The sequence below is a fragment of the Streptomyces sp. JJ36 genome (genome assembly GCF_021696945.1).
Classification (GTDB): domain Bacteria; phylum Actinomycetota; class Actinomycetes; order Streptomycetales; family Streptomycetaceae; genus Streptomyces.
This window is the reverse complement of sequence record NZ_JACYHE010000032.1, coordinates 25,767-42,955: the sequence shown is the minus strand read 5'-3', so window position 1 is coordinate 42,955 and position 17,189 is coordinate 25,767. Positions and strand designations below refer to the sequence as shown.

The 17,189-nt window shown below is 75.6% G+C and carries 17 protein-coding genes, 1 tRNA gene and 1 other RNA gene; 11 read left to right on the top strand and 8 right to left on the bottom strand.

Annotated elements, in window-relative coordinates:
- The first annotated feature begins 56 nt into the window (after positions 1-56).
- From HOY81_RS14670 to HOY81_RS14660, 3 genes are all read left to right on the top strand, one after another.
- Complete coding sequence (locus HOY81_RS14670) at positions 57-995, top strand: RNA polymerase sigma factor SigF (RefSeq protein ID WP_237320795.1); 939 nt, start codon at positions 57-59, stop codon at positions 993-995.
- A gap of 394 nt (positions 996-1,389) precedes the next feature.
- Positions 1,390-2,247: a formate/nitrite transporter family protein gene (locus HOY81_RS14665; RefSeq protein WP_237320794.1), complete on the top strand. Its 858-nt coding sequence runs from the start codon at positions 1,390-1,392 to the stop codon at positions 2,245-2,247.
- A 229-nt stretch (positions 2,248-2,476) separates the two neighbouring features.
- Entirely contained in the window at positions 2,477-2,737 is a 261-nt protein-coding gene (locus HOY81_RS14660; RefSeq protein WP_237320793.1) for a GlsB/YeaQ/YmgE family stress response membrane protein, read from the top strand.
- 288 nt (positions 2,738-3,025) lie between these two features.
- On the opposite strand, the gene HOY81_RS14655 is transcribed toward HOY81_RS14660, so the two are convergent.
- The 4 genes from HOY81_RS14655 to HOY81_RS14635 form a co-directional block, all read right to left on the bottom strand.
- Complete coding sequence (locus tag HOY81_RS14655) at positions 3,026-3,250, bottom strand: helix-turn-helix transcriptional regulator (RefSeq protein WP_237320792.1); 225 nt, start codon at positions 3,248-3,250, stop codon at positions 3,026-3,028.
- Positions 3,250-3,870, bottom strand: a complete 621-nt coding sequence (locus tag HOY81_RS14650) for a DUF2975 domain-containing protein (protein WP_237320791.1) — start codon at positions 3,868-3,870, stop codon at positions 3,250-3,252. Before HOY81_RS14650 ends, HOY81_RS14655 begins: the two co-directional genes overlap by 1 nt.
- 469 nt (positions 3,871-4,339) lie before the next feature.
- Positions 4,340-4,750, bottom strand: a complete 411-nt coding sequence (locus tag HOY81_RS14640) for a VOC family protein (protein ID WP_237320790.1) — start codon at positions 4,748-4,750, stop codon at positions 4,340-4,342.
- A 155-nt stretch (positions 4,751-4,905) separates the two neighbouring features.
- A tRNA-Ser gene (locus HOY81_RS14635) sits at positions 4,906-4,990 on the bottom strand.
- 73 nt (positions 4,991-5,063) lie between these two features.
- On the opposite strand from HOY81_RS14635, the gene ffs reads away from it, so the two are divergent.
- From ffs to HOY81_RS14610, 5 genes are all read left to right on the top strand, one after another.
- An RNA gene (ffs, locus tag HOY81_RS14630) (signal recognition particle sRNA small type) lies at positions 5,064-5,160 on the top strand.
- 230 nt (positions 5,161-5,390) lie between these two features.
- The gene (locus tag HOY81_RS14625) at positions 5,391-8,252 is read left to right on the top strand and encodes a DNA polymerase III subunit gamma and tau (RefSeq protein ID WP_237320789.1); all 2,862 of its coding nucleotides are present in this window, start codon (positions 5,391-5,393) and stop codon (positions 8,250-8,252) included.
- A gap of 361 nt (positions 8,253-8,613) precedes the next feature.
- Complete coding sequence (locus HOY81_RS14620) at positions 8,614-8,937, top strand: YbaB/EbfC family nucleoid-associated protein (protein ID WP_237320788.1); 324 nt, start codon at positions 8,614-8,616, stop codon at positions 8,935-8,937.
- A gap of 146 nt (positions 8,938-9,083) precedes the next feature.
- Complete coding sequence (gene recR, locus HOY81_RS14615; RefSeq protein WP_237320787.1) at positions 9,084-9,683, top strand: recombination mediator RecR; 600 nt, start codon at positions 9,084-9,086, stop codon at positions 9,681-9,683.
- Positions 9,676-10,344, top strand: a complete 669-nt coding sequence (locus HOY81_RS14610; protein WP_237320786.1) for a DUF5063 domain-containing protein — start codon at positions 9,676-9,678, stop codon at positions 10,342-10,344. The genes recR and HOY81_RS14610 overlap by 8 nt, the downstream gene beginning before the upstream one ends.
- 54 nt (positions 10,345-10,398) lie before the next feature.
- Here HOY81_RS14610 and HOY81_RS14605 read toward each other — a convergent pair whose 3' ends face one another.
- The 3 genes from HOY81_RS14605 to HOY81_RS14595 all read right to left on the bottom strand — a co-directional run bounded on the left by HOY81_RS14605 (position 10,399) and on the right by HOY81_RS14595 (position 12,601).
- On the bottom strand, positions 10,399-10,821 hold the full coding sequence (locus HOY81_RS14605; RefSeq protein ID WP_237320785.1) for a VOC family protein: 423 nt from the start codon (positions 10,819-10,821) through the stop codon (positions 10,399-10,401).
- A complete protein-coding gene (locus HOY81_RS14600) occupies positions 10,818-11,762 on the bottom strand; it encodes a helix-turn-helix domain-containing protein (RefSeq protein ID WP_237320784.1) in 945 nt (314 codons plus the stop codon). Before HOY81_RS14600 ends, HOY81_RS14605 begins: the two co-directional genes overlap by 4 nt.
- A gap of 464 nt (positions 11,763-12,226) precedes the next feature.
- Entirely contained in the window at positions 12,227-12,601 is a 375-nt protein-coding gene (locus HOY81_RS14595; protein WP_237320783.1) for a VOC family protein, read from the bottom strand.
- A 393-nt stretch (positions 12,602-12,994) separates the two neighbouring features.
- On the opposite strand from HOY81_RS14595, the gene HOY81_RS14590 reads away from it, so the two are divergent.
- Together HOY81_RS14590 and HOY81_RS14585 are read left to right on the top strand one after the other, a co-directional pair.
- A complete protein-coding gene (locus HOY81_RS14590; RefSeq protein WP_308341035.1) occupies positions 12,995-14,155 on the top strand; it encodes an aromatic acid exporter family protein in 1,161 nt (386 codons plus the stop codon).
- Positions 14,156-14,295: 140 nt separating this feature from the next.
- The gene (locus HOY81_RS14585) at positions 14,296-15,072 is read left to right on the top strand and encodes a DUF72 domain-containing protein (RefSeq protein WP_237320781.1); all 777 of its coding nucleotides are present in this window, start codon (positions 14,296-14,298) and stop codon (positions 15,070-15,072) included.
- Between the two features lie 121 nt (positions 15,073-15,193).
- On the opposite strand, the gene HOY81_RS14580 is transcribed toward HOY81_RS14585, so the two are convergent.
- Positions 15,194-15,805: a TetR/AcrR family transcriptional regulator gene (locus HOY81_RS14580; protein ID WP_237320780.1), complete on the bottom strand. Its 612-nt coding sequence runs from the start codon at positions 15,803-15,805 to the stop codon at positions 15,194-15,196.
- Positions 15,806-15,859: 54 nt separating this feature from the next.
- Here HOY81_RS14580 and HOY81_RS14575 point away from each other — a divergent pair, with 54 nt between their 5' ends.
- Positions 15,860-16,954 carry an FAD-dependent monooxygenase gene (locus HOY81_RS14575; RefSeq protein ID WP_237320779.1) on the top strand — a complete coding sequence of 365 codons (1,095 nt, stop codon included), beginning with the start codon at positions 15,860-15,862 and terminating at the stop codon, positions 16,952-16,954.
- The last annotated feature ends 235 nt before the right edge of the window (positions 16,955-17,189 follow it).

Below are 17,189 nucleotides of genomic sequence, written 5' to 3'. Positions count from 1 at the left end.
GCAGCAGCGACACACGCGCTCTCACCGGGGGAGCGCCTCAGCGTTCCGGGAGTGACATGACAGACCTGGCCGGCGACATCCTCGTCCCCGCCGCCGACACCGCCGAGCGACATACCACCGGCCGCGGCCTCGTTTCCCCGGCACCCGGCGCGGACGACGCCACGGCACCGCCCCCGCCCGCCGGGGACCTCCCCGCGCTGCCGCTCGGAGCGGACGGCGAGCGCCTCGACCCGGCGGACGCCCGGGCGCTCTCCCACGACCTGTTCCGCAGGCTGGCGGAGCTGGAGGAAGGCACGGAGGAGTACTCCTACGTGCGCAACACCCTGGTCGAGCTCAACCTCAACCTGGTCCACTACGCGGCGTCCCGCATGCGCTCGCGTGAGGACTCGTACGAGGACGTCGTGCAGGTCGGCACCATCGGCCTGATCAAGGCGATCAACCGCTTCGACCCCACCCGCGGCGTGGAGTTCACCACCTTCGCCGTGCCCACCGTCCTCGGCGAGATCAAGCGGTTCTTCCGGGACACCACCTGGGCGGTACGCGTACCGCGCCGGCTCCAGGAGCTCCGGCTCGACCTGAACCGCGCGGCCGCCGCGCTGGAACAGACGCACGGCCGGTCCCCGACCGCCGCCGAACTCGCCGAGCACCTGGACCTGGACGAGGAGACCGTGGCCGAGGGCCTGACGGCCGCCAACGCCTACTCCGCCGGCTCCCTCGACCTCCCCTTCGACGGCGACGAGGCCGGCGACACCCTCGCCGAGCACCTGGGCCGCGTCGACCCCGGCCTCGCCACGGTCGACTACGTGCAGAGCCTCAAGCCGCTCATCGCCCGGCTCCCCGAGCGCGAACGCCGCATCCTGGCGCTGCGCTTCGTGGAGGACAAGACGCAGCGGGAGATCGGCGAGGAGTTCGGCATATCGCAGATGCACGTCTCCCGGCTGCTCACCCGCATCCTGAGCCGGCTGCGCGGCGAGCTGCTCGGCACCACGGGCTGAGCGCGGGCGACGGCCCGCCGGGCGCCGCCCGGGCCGTACGGGCATGCGAGCCGTACGGCCCGGGCGACGCGCGGACAGCGACACACCCGCGGACAGCGACGACCTCGCACATCGAGGCCCCGCACCATCGAGGCCCCTGCGGACATCGACCCCATGGAGCCCCGGACCCTATGATCCCCCGGTCCGGGGCCGTCGCGTGCCGCCCGACCCCGCGCGGGCGACGAACCTGACAGACCGGGGCCCGACCCGGTGAGCCCGGTGTGACCCGATGCTCCCCGCCGCTTCACAGGGCGGAAACCTCCGGTCCGCAGGCTCGACCGGAGAAGCCGGGCCCCGGGCACGATCGACCGGTGCACGCGGCGCCCTCCAGGCCCGCCAGGGAAAGAGCGATGTCATGTCCTACGTGAGCCCACCAGAGTTCGTCACCAAGATGATCGACGCCGGTGAGGCCAAGGTCTTCATGTCCACCCGGGACACGGTGATCCGTGCCTACATGGCCGGCGCCATCCTGGCGCTGTCCGCCGCGTTCGCGGTCACGGTGACCGTGCAGACCGGGCAGCCGGTCGTCGGGGCGCTGCTCTTCCCGGTGGGCTTCTGCATGCTCTACCTGCTCGGCTTCGACCTGCTGACCGGCGTCTTCACCCTCGTCCCGCTCGCCCTGATAGACCGGCGGCGGGGCGTCACCGCGCGTTCGGTGCTGCGCAACTGGGGGCTGGTCTTCCTCGGCAACTTCGCGGGGGCGCTCACCGTGGCGCTGATGATGGCCGTGATCTTCACCTTCGGCTTCTCCACCGACCCGAACGAGGTCGGCCGCACGCTCGGCACCATCGGCGAGGGCCGTACGGTCGGCTACGCCGAGCACGGCGCGCCCGGCATGCTGACCCTCTTCATCCGCGGCGTGCTGTGCAACTGGATGGTGTCCACCGGCGTCGTCGCCGCGATGATGTCCACCTCCGTCTCCGGCAAGGTCATCGCCATGTGGATGCCCATCCTGGTCTTCTTCTACATGGGCTTCGAGCACTCGGTCGTGAACATGTTCCTCTTCCCCTCCGGCCTGATGCTCGGCGGCGACTTCTCCTTCGGGGACTACCTGCTGTGGAACGAGATCCCGACCGTGATCGGCAACATCGTCGGCGGGGTGACCTTCGTGGGTCTCACCCTCTACGCGACCCACGCCCGTACGGCCGCCGGCCGGACCCGCCCGGAGGCCGAGGAGCCGGAGGCCGCCGCCCCGGAGAAGGTCTCCGTCTGACGCCGGCCACCGCTCCCGGCCCTCCGGCCCGTTCCGCCTTCGCTCGCCCGGGCCCCGGGCTCCCGCGCCGGGCCCGGGGCCACCCCTACGGGCCCGCCGGCGCCCCGCAGCGCTCCCGCCGCCCGCCCGTCACGATGCGTGGCCCGGCTCCCACGGGGCACCCGGACGCCGGACACTCCGGGTCCGCGCAACGGGACCCACGGCGGCCCGGGGAAGGAGAGGAGACGCCATGGAGATCTCGGGCATCATCAGCGCGATCCTCATCGGGATCGTCATCGGCGTGCTCGGCCGGCTGGTGCTGCCGGGCCGCCAGCGCATCGGGGTGCTGCTGACCATCGCCGTCGGCATCGTGGCGGCGTTCGTCGGCACGTCGATCGCGGTGGGGCTGGGGGTCGCCGACACCGCGGGGATCGACTGGATCCAGCTCGCCCTCCAGGTCGCGCTGGCCGCCGGCGGTGTCGCGGCCGTCGAACGCCTCAAGGCCCGCTGACCGCACCGGCCGCGGGCGGCGCCGCACCGCCCGCTCCGGCCGCGCGCGCGGAACGGGAGAACACCGGACCGCCGGCAACCGCGCCGGCGGTCCACGCGTCCTCCTCCCGGGGCGTGCGCGGCAACCCGTGCCACATCGGGGCCTCCGCCGCAACGGAGTTCCGGCACCTCCACAGTTGCCGCACACCGGTACGGAGCCCGGGAGCAGCGCCGGTGTGCGCGACCGGCGACCCCGCCCCGGCGCAGCTGCTCGCCCGCGTCCGCCCGGAGGCGGCGCTGCCGGAGGCGGTCAGTCGTCGCGGACGCTGAGCAGGTCCCCCGGCTGGCAGCGCAGTTCCCGGCAGATCGCGGTGAGGGTGGAGAAGCGGATCGCCTTGGCCCGGTCGTTCTTCAGCACGGAGAGGTTCACCACCGTCACCCCGACCCGGCTCGCCAGCTCGGAGAGGGTCATGCCGCGTTCGGCCAGCAGCCGGTCCAGGTGGGCCTGGACGCGGTGCTCCTCCTCCGGAGGCATCAGACCAGCCCCTCGGTGTCGGCGCGCAGCTTCGTCCCGCGCCGGAAGACCTCACCAAGAGCCAGGACGAGGAGGGCGAGCAAGACGTACTCACCGGCGAAGGTGGCCGAGAAGGGGATCCGGTCGGCCAGGTGCGTACCGCTCACCAGCAGCTGCGTGGTGAGCGCCGGCAGGACCGGGACGAGGACGGCCTGCGCCAGCACCGCGAGTCCTATGACGCTCAGGCGTCGTGCGTTCCGCGGGACGAAGACGTCTCCGTCGCGCAGGGTCCCGGCCACCCGGACGAGGAAGACCAGGATGAGCAGCAACAGCAGACCGCCCGTGATCTGCGGCAGGGCGAGCAGCAGGCGCTCGCCCAGGTCGGGATCGGCGAAGACCAGGTCGGCCCGGTGGGTGCCGGTGAGGGCCATGCCGGGGCTCGCCGCCGCGTCGGCCGCGGTGTCCGGCAGCCGCGTCGTGCTCCCGGCCTCGACCGCCCGGGTGTCCACCGGGCCGACGAGACCGGCCACGCCGAGCGCCGGCCACAGCACCCCCGAGACACCGGCCAGTACCGCCGCCAGGCCCAGCACCGCCTCCAGCAGCCGGCTGTCGGTCCGGCTCCACCAGGACTTGTTACCCATGACTCCCCTGACACTCGCGATGTGCATATCGATTGTCGATACTATCGAGAAACGATATGCACGGCGTCAAGGGGGGGTCGGCGTCAAGGGGGGTCGCGGTGCCGGTGAGCGGAGTCCCGGCCTCCCGGGGGGCCGGCGGAGAGCGCGGAGCACCGTGCGCCCCGTACCTCCCCGCACGTCGTGCTCAGCCGAGCCGGCGGCCGTCGCGCATCAGGTCGCGCCCCCTGCCACGCGTCCTCCTCCCGCCGGACCTGGAGGCAGCGGCTGCGCGTACTCCCGGTCGATCCGGTCGCGTATCCGGCGCAGCCGCGCGAGGTCGTTCCGGCGCTGCGCCGCGGCGCGGGCGCGGCCCCAGGAGGGTGGCACATGGGGGACTCCTCTTCCTCGGTGTCCGCGAGTCGCCTGGGGTCCGCGCGCACGGCCGGGCCCCGTGACCGGGCGGACCGGCCCGGCGCAGCTCCCGTGCGGCTCAGCGCAGCTCCTGGATACGGATGAGGTTGCCCGCGGGGTCGCGGAAGGCGCAGTCCCGGATGCCGTACGGCTGCTCGGTCGGCTCCTGGACCACCTCGGCGTCCGCGGCCTGCACCTGCTCGAACGTGCCGTCGAGGTCCCGGGTGGCCAGCAGGATCCAGCCGTAGGTGCCCTTGGCCATCATCTCGGCGATGGTGCGGCGCTCCTCCTCGGTGATCCCCGGGTCGACCGCAGGCGGCGCCAGCAGGATCGACGTACCGGGCTGGCCGGCGGGGCCCACCGTGATCCAGCGCATCCTGCCCTCGCCGACGTCGTTGCGGATCTCGAAGCCGAGGGCGTCCCGGTAGAAGGCCAGCGACGCCTCCGGGTCCTCGTGCGGGAGGAAGCTCGTGTGAATGGTGAGGTCCATACCGACGACGCTAGAGCGCCTCCACGACCCGCGCTTCTCGATTCCTGACCGATCCCCCCGGCCGGTCGTTCCGAAGCCAGGACGGGGACCGGCGAACGACGAAGGTCCCGGCCGCTGGGCGGTCGGGACCTTCGGTCAGCCCGGTGAAGGCTGGGCGGAGGATACGAGATTCGAACTCGTGAGGGGTTGCCCCCAACACGCTTTCCAAGCGTGCGCCCTAGGCCTCTAGGCGAATCCTCCGCCGAGAACTGTACACAACGTCGGCGGGTGGGTGCGAACTCGATCCCGGGTCCGGGCATCGGGTAGGGTTGAGCGCAGCCCCTCACGCGGCGCTAACTCTCTGAACTCCCCCAGGGCCGGAAGGCAGCAAGGGTAGGAGGGCTCTGGCGGGTGCGTGGGGGGCCCTTTGTATGTGCGGTGCGGCTCGCTGATCGGTGCGGAAGGTGACCGGTCGCGTACGCCCGGTGGTGCGCGGGGCTTCGTGCGCCGGTTCCGGAGCGGGTGCGGGGCGGGAGCCGTGCGTGCCGTGTGTCACGCGCACGGCATTGCGGGCGCACGCCCTGGCGGGGTGCGGGCGTGTGCGGGGGCTCTCCCCGGCGGGCCCGTCCGGATGTCGGCGGGGGCCGATATCGTCGGGGGTGTGTCGTCCCTCGCCCTGTACCGCCGCTACCGCCCGGAGACCTTCGCCGAGGTCATCGGGCAGGAGCATGTCACCGACCCGTTGCAGCAGGCGCTGCGCAACAACCGGGTCAACCACGCGTACCTCTTCAGCGGCCCGCGCGGCTGTGGGAAGACGACCAGCGCCCGCATCCTCGCCCGCTGCCTGAACTGCGAGCAGGGGCCCACCCCGGACCCGTGCGGAGAGTGCCGTTCCTGCCGCGACCTCGCGCGGAACGGCCCCGGCTCGATCGACGTGATCGAGATCGACGCGGCCTCGCACGGCGGTGTGGACGACGCGCGCGAGCTGCGGGAGAAGGCCTTCTTCGGCCCCGCCTCCAGCCGCTACAAGATCTACATCATCGACGAGGCCCACATGGTCACGTCGGCGGGCTTCAACGCCCTGCTGAAGGTGGTCGAGGAGCCGCCGGAGCACCTCAAGTTCATCTTCGCGACGACGGAGCCGGAGAAGGTCATCGGCACCATCCGCTCGCGGACCCACCACTACCCCTTCCGGCTCGTCCCGCCGGGCACCCTGCGGGACTACCTGGCGCAGGTGTGCGAGCGCGAGGCCATCCCCGTCGACGAGGCGGTGCTGCCGCTGGCCGTGCGGGCGGGCGCCGGGTCCGTACGGGACTCGATGTCCGTCATGGACCAGCTCCTGGCCGGCGCGGGCGAGGAGGGCGTGACGTACGCCATGGCCACCGCCCTCCTCGGCTACACGGACAGCGCCCTGCTCGACGAGGTCGTGGACGCCTTCGCCGCGGGCGACGGCGCAGCGGCCTTCCAGGTCGTGGACCGGGTGATCGAGGGCGGGCACGACCCGCGCCGGTTCGTCGCCGACCTGCTGGAGCGGCTGCGGGACCTGGTGGTGCTGGCGGCCGTCCCGGACGCGCTGGACAAGGGCCTGATCGACGCCCCCGGCGACGTCGTGGAGCGGATGGCCGCCCAGGCCGGGCGGTTCCGCGCGGCCGAGCTCAGTCGCGCCGCGGACCTGGTGAACGAGGGCCTGACCGAGATGCGCGGCGCCACCTCCCCGCGTCTGCAACTGGAGCTGATCTGCGCGCGGGTGCTGCTCCCGGCGACCTACGGCGACGAGCGCTCCGTGCAGGCGCGGCTCGACCGGCTGGAACGCGGGGTCGCGCCGGGTGGCGGGGCCTTCCCGCCGGCGGGCGGGGCCGCACCCGGCCCGGGGCCGTCCGGCGGTGCACCGGCCCCCGGGGCACGGCCTCCGGGCACACCGGCACCCGGCGAGGGCCCCGCTGCGGCGCGGGCCGCGCTGGGCGGGAACGGCGGCCGTACGGACGCCGCCGGGCCGGGCGGTACGGGAGCCCCGGCGCCCGCAGGCGGCGCCCCGCAGGAGGGCGCGGCGGCGCCCGGGGCCGCAGGCCCGGCCGGGGCTGCCGGACAGCAGCCCGGTGGCCCCGCGGAGCAGGCCCCGGCCGGGGACGCCCGGCAGCCGGGCCAGTGGCCGGGCGGCGCGGGTGCGCCCGCCGGGCAGCAGGACGGTGAGCGGCAGCCCGGCGCATGGCCGGGGGCCTCCGGCGCTCCCGGTGCCCCCGGCGAGGGGCCGGGGCAGAGCGGTGCCGCGGGTCCGCAGGCCGAGGCCGGCCACGCAGCGCCCGGGGGTGAGCGTCCCCCCGGGGCGTGGCCCGGGGGCACGGCCCCGGGAGGCGCGGGTGCTCCGGGCACGGGCGCCGGTCAGGCGGGCCCCGGGCAGAGTGCGGGCGGTGCCCGGAACGGGCGGGCGCCCGGTGCGTGGCCCGGCGGCAGCGGGGCGAGCGGTCCTGGCGGTTCCGGCGAGGCGGGCGCGCCGCAGCAGGGCGCGCGGCAGCCCGGCGCCTGGCCGGGCGGTTCCGGTGGTCCCGGCGGGCCGCCCGGCCCGGGCGATTCCGGACAGGGCCCGGGCCACGGCTCCGCTGCGGGGCAGAGGCAGGCACCCGGCGGTCCCGCTGCGGGGCAGGCGCCCGGCGGCGCCGGTACGGCGCAGGGCCAGGGCCCCGGCGGTCCCGGTCCGGGTCCGGGTCAGGGGCCCGGCGGAGGCCGGAGCGGCCCGGGCGGTGGCGCCCCGGCGCAGGACAGCGCGCAGGGTGCGGCCCAGGTGCGGCAGATGTGGCCGCAGATCCTGGACGCGGTCAAGAACCGCCGTCGCTTCACCTGGATCCTGCTCAGCCAGAACGCCCAGGTCGTCGGCTTCGACGGCACGACCCTCCAGCTCGGCTTCTCGAACGCCGGTGCCCGGGACAGTTTCGCCGGCGGCGGCAGCGAGGACGTGCTGCGGCAGGCGCTCCAGGAGTCGCTCGGCGTCCAGTGGCAGATCGAGGCGGTGGTCGACCCCTCCGGCGGTGCGGGCGGCGCCGCACCGGGCGGGCGCGGGGGCGGAGCCCCCGGCCCTGCGCCGCAGGGCCCGGCGTACGGCTCGGGTCCGGGCGGCCCCGGTGGGCAGCCCCGGCCGGGTGGGCCTGGGCAGGGACCCGGCGGTCCCGGTGCGGGTCAGGGTCCGGGTCAGGGGCCTGGCGGAGGTCAGGCGTCCGGGGGCCCCGGTGCGGGGCAGGGCCAGGGCCCCGGCGGGCCCGGTGCGGCACAGGGCCGCGGGCCCGGCGGCCCTGGCGGCGGCCCGGGTCCGGGCGGCGGTGCGGGCCAGGCCCGGCAGGCCCTGGCCCAGGCCCGGCCGGCGGCCCCCGCGGAGCCGGAGCCCGCTCCGCCGGAGCCCCCGGCGTACGACTACGAGGAGGACATGCCCGCCGAGGACGACCCGGACCTCGACGAGCGGGCTCTCTCCGGCCACGACCTGATCGTCCGTGAGCTGGGCGCCACGGTGCTGGAGGAGATCCAGCACGACTGATCCCCGTCCTGGGAGGGTGGCCTGGCTCGGCCCGGCCACCCTCCTGTCGGCGCCGGACCGTGCGAGCCACACCACCGGCCAGGGCCGTGTGGCCCGGCCCGCCGCCTGGACGCCCGGCTGCGGCGCCGCCCCGGCGGGCCGGCGCGGCTGCCCGGCCGCCCCGGCAGGCCGGCCGGGCAGCTGCGGCGGCACGGTGCTGGGGCGCACGGTGCCCCGCGCGCGTGTGCGAGCGGCCCCCGGTCGCGGGAAACCCGGCGCGAACCGGCACGCCGCGCGCGGGAACACGTAGGCTCGGCTCCGTACATCGTGTCGTCGACGAGCCAGGAGCCAACTCGTGATTCCCGGTGGTGGCCAGCCCGACATGCAGCAGCTGCTGCAGCAGGCCCAGAAGATGCAGCAGGACCTCGCCACGGCCCAGCAGGAGCTGGCGGAGACGCCGGTCGAGGGGACCGCGGGCGGCGGTCTGGTGAAGGCGACGGTGAACGGCTCGGGCGAGCTCCAGAATCTCGTCATCGACCCCCGGGCGGTCGACCCGGAGGGCGGCTCCGCGGAGGAGGCGGCCGAGACCGTCGCCGATCTGGTGCTGGCGGCCGTGCGGGACGCCACGCAGGCGGCCTCGGAGCTCCAGCAGCAGAAGCTGGGCCCGCTCGCCCAGGGGCTCGGAGGCATGCCGGGCATGCCCTGACGGCCGGGGCCCGGCGGACACCGGTGACCGGCTCCGGCGGACACCGTGTGGCAACTGCCTGGCCGTGGTGACCGCCGACAACTACCGTACGGAGAAGCCGGGCGCCGGGCTCGCCGGCCCGGCCGAGCAGGAAGCGGGAGCGATCCGTGTACGAAGGCGTGGTCCAGGACCTCATCGACGAGCTGGGCAGGCTGCCCGGCGTCGGTCCGAAGAGCGCCCAGCGGATCGCCTTCCACATCCTGCAGGCGGAACCCGCCGACGTGCGGCGGCTTGCGGCCGCCCTCACCGAGGTGAAGGAGAAGGTGCGGTTCTGCGCGGTGTGCGGGAACGTCGCGCAGGCCGAGCAGTGCCGGGTCTGCCAGGACCAGCGCCGCGATCCCTCGGTGATCTGTGTGGTCGAGGAGCCGAAGGACGTCGTCGCGATCGAGCGGACCCGGGAGTTCCGCGGGCGCTACCACGTGCTCGGCGGGGCGATCAGCCCCATCGAGGGCGTCGGCCCGGACGACCTGCGGATACGGGAGCTGATGTCGAGGCTGGCGGACGGTTCCGTGCAGGAGCTGATCCTGGCCACCGACCCCAATCTGGAGGGCGAGGCGACGGCCACCTATCTGGCGCGTCTCGTCTCCGCCATGGGCCTCAAGGTCACCCGCCTGGCCAGCGGTCTCCCCGTCGGGGGAGATTTGGAGTACGCCGACGAGGTCACGCTGGGGCGGGCCTTCGAGGGGAGGCGAACGCTGGATGTCTGACGCCACACTCGACTCGATCAAGGACGACCCGAACGACTTCGCCGTGCAGATCTGCGACCAGATGGAGAGCTTCCTGGTCGCGGTGACGGAGATCGCCAAGGGCGACGACCCGGACAGCGCGGTGCCGTACCTGCTGCTGGAGCTCTCCCAGCTGATGCTGGCGGGCGGCCGGCTCGGCGCCCACGAGGACATCGTCCCCGACGAGCGTTACGAGCCGGACGCCGGCCCGGAGCCGGACGTGGACGAGCTCCGCGAGCGGCTGGCGCAGCTTCTGGAGCCGATCGACGTCTACTCGGAGGTCTTCGACCCGTACGAGCCGCGCAAGGCGCCGGTGGCCTGCCGGCTCTCCGACGACCTGGCCGACGTCGTCACCGATCTGCGGCACGGCATGGCGCACTACCGCGAGGGGCGGGTCAGCGAGGCGCTGTGGTGGTGGCAGTTCTCCTACCTCTCCAACTGGGGGCCGTCGGCCTCGGCGGCGCTGCGTGCGCTCCAGTCCCTGGTGGCGCACGTACGGCTGAACCAGCCGCTCGGCGCGCTGGACGGGCTGGACACGGACAGCCACGCCGTCGGTGACGACGGGGAGCTGGAGGCGGAGGCCGGCGCGGTGATGGCCGCCGAGATCGGCGAACCGCTGGGGATCCGGCCCAACGGCGGCTGAGCCCGTCGCGGGGCACCCGGGCCGGCCTGGTGCGCCGGGCCGGCCCGGCGGCGGTCAGCCCCGTGGCTCCCCGGGGTAGGTGCCGAAGGACCAGGTGTTCCCCTCCGGGTCCGTCATGGTGAAGTCCCGGCCGCCGTAGTCCTTGTCCTCCGGCTCCGCGGTGAACCGGACCCCGGCGGCCCGCAGCTTCTCGTACAGCCCGTCGACGTCGGCGGTGACGACGTAGGTCGCCCCGCTGCCGGGCGGGGACACGCAGTGCCCGTCCTCCCGTACGGAGCTGAGCATGACGCCGCCTCCCTCGGGCCAGTCGAGCTGGGCGTGGGCCACCAGGTCGCCGTCGGTGTGGACGGCGGTGCGCAGGAAGCCGACGGTGCCGGTCAGGAAGTCGATCAGCGCGGGTGCGTCCTGCGCCTGGATGATCGGCCAGGTGTCGGGCGCGGGCGGGTGGTTCTCGTGCTGGGTCTCGGAAGTGCTCATGGGGCCCACTCTTCGCCGTTGCGGTGGCCCCCGGCTTGGATATTCCGGTGCTCCTCGGCGATCCAGCCGCTCGGGCTGAGCCCGGTGTACCGGTGGAAGTCCCGGACCAGGTGGGAGTGGTCGTAGAAGCCGCAGCGCGCGGCGGTGTCCGCCAGGTCCGGCGGCCGCCCCTGCGCGACCGACGCCGCGATCGTCCCCCGTGCCCGCTCGAACCGCATCAGCCCGGCGATCTGCTTCGGAGCCATGCCCACCTCCCGGCGGAAGAGGGCGCCGAGCTGCCGCGGGCTAAGGGCGACGTGCCGCGCCAGCGCGTCCACCGGACCGGCGCCGCCGCTCCGGGCCAGCCACCGCCACGCCTCGGCGACCTCCGCCCGTACGCCGGGGCGTACGCCCGGACGCCGGGCCGCCCGGTCCACGCGGTCCCGCAGATAGCCGGTGAGGAGCGCGAACCGCTCCTCCCATTCGGGTTGCTCCTGCAGCCGTTCCAGCAGCTCGGCGGCCCCGCGCCCGAGCAGCGCGGCGCCGTCCACGGCGGTCAGGTTCAGCTCGGCGGCGGGCATCCCGAGCAGCGCGCGGGCGGCCAGCGGGTGCAGCGCGAGCTGCACGCCGCTCTGCCGCGCGGGCTGGGCGATGTAGGCGGGGGTCCGGTGCAGACCGCCGAAGAGCACCCCGGCGCGGTACGCGTCCGGGCCCCGGGCGTGCTCGGGGGTCTCTCCGCAGACCACGGGCCCGTCGAGGGAGAAGACGAGGGTGAGGTACGGGGACGGCAGGCCGCGGTGCAGCCGCGGCTGCTCCTCCGCGGCGCGGTAGCCGACGGTGCTGGGCACGAGGGCCCCGAGCCGGCGCGGCGCCCGTACGAACTCGTACGGCGCCGGCTCCGGTGCCGCGCGCCCCGCGGTGTGCCCCGCGCCAGGGCCGCCGGGATGCGTGCGCCGCTCCATGCCGCCCAGTATGCGCCGCCCGGCCGACACCGCCACCGGTGCGGCCTGGCGCTCCGGGAGGGCCCGCCGGGCCGCCCCACCCCCGCGGGAGCGGCCCTGACGGTGCCACCGGCACCCCGTCGCCCCGGAGCCCCGTCGCCCCGGGCCCCGGGGCCCGCGGTGCGGCTGCGTCCGGGCCGGGCCCGGCCCGGCGCGGCGTTCCCCGGGCGCGGCCGGCCGGGGTCTCGTTCGCAGCTCTGCGGGCTGCGGGCTGCGGGCTGCGGGCTGCGGGCTGCGGGCCTGCGGCCCTGTGTCCTGGCGGCCCTGCGGTGGTGCGGGCTCGGCTCTCGGCCGCGCGGCTTCCGGGCCGGGCGGCCACGCGGTGCGTGTGCCCCGCCTGGGCCCTGTCGGCGGCCTGTGGCCCCTGTGGCCCGGTGATCGGCGCGGGCTCGGCTCCTGGCCGCCCGGCCCCGGGGCCGGGCGCGCTACCCGGCGCGGGTGAGGATCTCCATGTTGTGGCCGTCCGGGTCCGACCAGTAGATCCCGCGGCCACCGTGCATGTGGTTGATCTCCCCGGGGCGCCGGTGCCCGGGGTCCGCGTAGTAGGTGAGGCCCGCGTCCCGGACGCGGGCGAAGATCGCGTCGAACTCGTCGTCGGCGACGAGGAACGCGTAGTGCTGCGGCGCGATCGGCGTGTCACCGGCGTCGGCGAAGTCGAGCGCGACCCCGTTCCCGGTGGCGACGGGCACGAACGGGCCGGTCTGGGGCTGCACCTCCAGCCCCAGGAGTTCCGCGAGCCGGGCGGCTGAGGTGTGTTTGTCGGTGGCGCGGACGATGGTGTGGTTCAGCTCCACGGTCATGCCGTGCTCTCCTCGGTGCGCGATGTGTGCCACGGAGGCGTGTCGCTGCGGGCGGGCCGCGGCCCCTCCTTCAGAGTCGCGCGGCCGGACGGGCCGGGCAATCCGTCCTCCGGCGGGTCCGGGGCTCCGTCCGGGGACCGAGGACCGGGCCGCACGGCCCCGAGCCCCGAGCCCCGGGCCCGGTGCCGGCGCGGGCACCGCACCCGGCCCGGTCCCGCCCGGCCCGTTCCCCGCCGGTACGCGCCGGCCGATCCCGCACCCGGGGCGATCCACTCGGGTCATGCGGGAAACCCGGCCGGGGACCACACCCCCGGAGCGGGAAGGAAGGCCGGCGTGTTCGGCAATCGCAGCAGTCTCGGGTCCCGGACCCGCCGGTGGGCCCGGGAACCGGCCGTGGCGCAGACCCTGCGGTCCACGGCCGCCGCGACCCTCGCCTATGCGGTGGCCGTATGGCTCACCGAGGCCCGGGCTCCGCTGCTGGCGCCGCTGACCGCGTTGCTCGTGGTGCAGGTGACCCTGTACGCCACGCTGACCAGCGGCATCCGCCGGGTGAACGCCGTGGTCGCCGGCGTGACCGTCGCCGTCGGGTTCAGTTCCGTGGTGGGTCTGAGCTGGTGGAGCCTGGGGCTGCTCATCCTCGTCGCGCTGACCCTCGGGCACGCGGTGCGGGCACACCAGTTCGTGCCGGAGGCGGCCATCAGCGCCATGCTCGTGCTCGGCGTGACCCACGCGACGGACCTCGCCCTGAGCCGGATCGTGGAGACGCTCATCGGCGCCGCGGTCGGACTGCTGTTCAACGTCGTCTTCGTGCCCCCGGTGTGGGTGCAGCCGGCCGAGGAGGCCGTGCTGGACCTCGCGCGCCGGATGTCCTCCCTGCTCCGGCACATGGGGGAGGAACTGGGCAGCCACACGCCGGTGCACGAGGCCGCCGCCAGGCTGCACGCGGCCCGTCGGCTGGACGACGACATCGCGGACGTCGACACCCAGCTCAGCCGTGCCGAGGAGAGCCTGCGGTTCAATCCGCGCGCCGCCCGCGAGGGGCTGCTCACCCGGGTGGCGCTGCGGACCGGTCTGGACACCCTGGAGATCTGCACGGTGGTGATCCGGGTGGCGTCCCGCACCCTGACCGACCTGGCCAGGGAGCGTACCGAGGAGCCGCTGTTCCCGCCGGAGGTGGCCGAGGCCCTGGAGGAACTGCTCCGGCACCTCGCGGAGACGGTCCTCAGCTTCGCCGTCGTGGTCACCAGCCAGGTCCGTTCCCGGGCCGAGAAGGCGGAGGACCGGCTGCAGAGCGAGCTGGCGGCCGGCGGGGCCGCCCGGGAACGGGTGGCGCACCTGCTGCTCGCGCGGGTGCAGGAACACCCCCGGCAGTGGCAACTGCACGGCGCCCTGCTCGCGGAGGTCGACCGGCTGCTGGACGAGCTCGACGTGGAGAAGCGTTCCCTGCGGCTGGCGGAGGAGCTGGACCGCCACACGCAGCGGCGGCAGGACCGCTTCCCGTGGCTGTACGAGGCCGGCCGCCGGCTGTGGGCGCGGCGCCCGGGCGGACGGTGAGCCCGCGGCGGGGCCGGTCCCGCGCCGCGGCGGCCCCGGGGCTCCGTGCGGGCGGCAGTCCGCCCGGTGCGTGCGCGCCGCCCCACGCGTACGCCCGCGCCGGGTTCGCGGTACGGCGTGCGCGGGCCGACACTGGCCCCATGGCCGTCCTCGTGGGGACGTCGGGGTGGCAGTACCGCGACTGGCGCGGCGTCCTCTATCCCGCGGAGCTGCCGCAGCGCCGGTGGCTGGAGGGGTACGCCCGGGGCTTCGCCACCGTGGAGAACAACAACGCCTTCTACCGGCTGCCCTCCGCGGAGACCTTCGCCGCCTGGCGGGAAAACCGCACCCCGGAGGGCTTCGTCATGGCCGTCAAGGCGAGCCGTTTCCTCACCCACATGAAGCGACTGCGCGACCCGGAGGAGCCCGTCGAGCGGCTGCTGACGCGTGCGGCGGGGCTCGGGCCGCGGCTCGGCCCCGTCCTGCTCCAGTTCCCGGCCACCCTGCGCGCCGACCCGGCCTCTCTGGACGCCTGTCTGCGGGTCTTCCCCCGCGATGTACGGGTGGCCGTGGAACCGCGCCACCCGTCGTGGTGGTCGGACGAGGTCCGGGCGCTGCTCCGGGAACACGGCGCGGCGCTCTGCTGGGCCGACCGGGACTCCCGGCCGGTGACGCCGCTGTGGCGGACCGCCGGCTGGGGATACGTCCGCTTCCACGCGGGCCGGGCCGCGCCCTGGCCGCGCTACGGGCGGCAGGCCCTCCGGGCCTGGGCGCGGCGGATCGCCGCCACGTGGCCGCGGGAGGCGGAGGTGTACGTGTACTTCAACAACGACCCGGGGGGCGCGGCCGTCCTCGACGCGGCCGCCTTCGCCCGCGCGGTCGCCGCCGAGGAGCGCGAGGTGAGCCGTACGCCGCACGGGCTCGTCGAGGCGGGGTGACGGGAGCCGCGCCGGAGCCGGCGGGCGGCGGGGTGCGGGGCGGCCCCGGCGACGGGCAGGGGCAGGGGCCGCGGGGAGCGTCAGTGGCGTACGGGAGAGCCGGGCCGGTCACGGGGAACGGTCAGCGGGGCACGGGCCGGTCGCCGCCGGGCTTCGCGCCGCCCGGAGGCGCGGGCGGCCGCTCCGGCAGCATCGCCGCGAGCACCGTACGGATGCCCGGCTCGGGATCGAAGGCCGGTCGCTCCAACGAGAGCTGATGCAGCATCATCCCGTCCAGCAGTGCCATCAGCGTCCGGCAGTGCTCCTCGGGGGCGGGCGAGCCCAGCCGCCGCAGCATCTCCGCGCCCCATCGCGCCAGGGAGTCCTGTCCGCGGGCCAGGGGCTCCTGAACGGCAGGGCGTGCCGTCCCCTCCAGCAGCAGCGCGTACCGGGCGGCCGTACGGCTGCGGGCGGGCCCCAGCAGGTGCCGCACCATCTCCGCCAGTCCGCGGGCCAGCTCCTCGCGGGTCGCCGGGGTGGGGACGGCTCCGGCGTCCCAGTCCTCGCGGTCCAGGTTCTCGAGGTGTGCGACGACGCCGTCCAGCAGGGCCGTACGGGTGCGGAAGTGGTTGGAGGTGGTGCCCGGCGGGACCGCGGCGGCGCGGTCGACCGCCTGGTAGGTGAGGCGGCGCAGCCCGCCGGAGCCCAGCACCTCGATCGCCGCGTCCAGCACCTGGTGCCTCCTGCCGGACACCGGCACCGCCTCCCTCTGCCGTCGCGCTACTACAAACATAGTACCCTGGTCGTCGTGACCCGGACTGCACTGATCATCGGTGCCGGGATCGGCGGTCTCGCAACCGCCGTCCGGCTGCGCAACGACGGCTGGCACGTGGAGGTACGGGAGCGGAGCGGCGCTCTCCCGCAGACCGGCACCGCCCTCGGCATCTGGCCCAGCGCGCTGCGGGCCCTGGACGAGATCGGCCTCGGCGACGCGATACGCGCCGCCGGCCGCCCGCAGACCGCCGGCGGGTTCCGCCGCGCCGACGGCAGCCGCATCGCGGACGTCGACGCCGACGCCCTCCGCCGCCGCACCGGCGACCCGGTCCACCTCGTCTCCCGCCCCACCCTGCTGCACACCCTCGCCGCCCCGCTCACCACCGCGCCGGACGACGGCGTGATCCGCTTCGGCACGCCCGTACCGGACGCCGTCGCCGCGGACCGCGAGGGCGCGTACGACGTCGTGGTGGCCGCCGAGGGCCTCCACAGCCCCACCCGCACCCGGCTCTTCGGGCCCGCCCACACCACCCGCTACACCGGCGTCACCTGCTGGCGCGGCACTCTGGACGGCGACACCGGCAGCCTGACGGAGACCCTGGGGCAGGGCGCCCGCTTCGGCATCACCCCGCACGAGGGCGGGCGCACCAACTGGTTCGCCTGCGTCCGCGCGCCCGAGCGCGCAGTCGCACGCGGTGGCGAACTCGCCGCCCTGCGCGCCTGCTTCGGGCACTGGCACGCCGACGTCCGGCGGGTGCTCGACGACCTCACCGCGAGCCCCGAGCCCGACATCCTCCGGCACGACCTGCACGACCTCGCGCGCCCCCTCCCCGCGTACGTGCACGGCCGGATCGCTCTCGTCGGCGACGCCGCCCACGCCATGACGCCCGACCTCGGCCGGGGCGCCTGCGAAGCCCTCCTCGACGGCGTCACCCTCGCCCGCGTCCTCACCGCGCACCGCCGGGTGCCGGACGCCCTCGCGGCGTACGACGCGCAGCGCCGCCGCCCCACCCAGCGCCTCGCCCGCCTCGCCCGCCTGCTCAACCGCGCCGTCCACACCCCGGGCGCCGCCCCCTTCCGCAACCCCGTCCTCCGCCTCGCGACGGCCCTCACCGACCCGCCCGCCTGAGCGCAGCGCCAAGCCGGCCTGCCGGTGACACCAGGCCCTCCACGACTCGTGGTCATTCCCGGGAGGTGAGGCGTCCGGGAGGGGCGCACGGCGTGCTGCACGCGCCGGCCCTGCGGTGCACGGGCCGCCGGGTGGCCCGGGGACACCCCGTCGGGGAGCCTCCCCCGCTTGCGGCCCGGGCCGCCGGACGATGAGTTTCTCCCGCCCGGGAGGTCTGTCTCTGCGGAACGGCCGG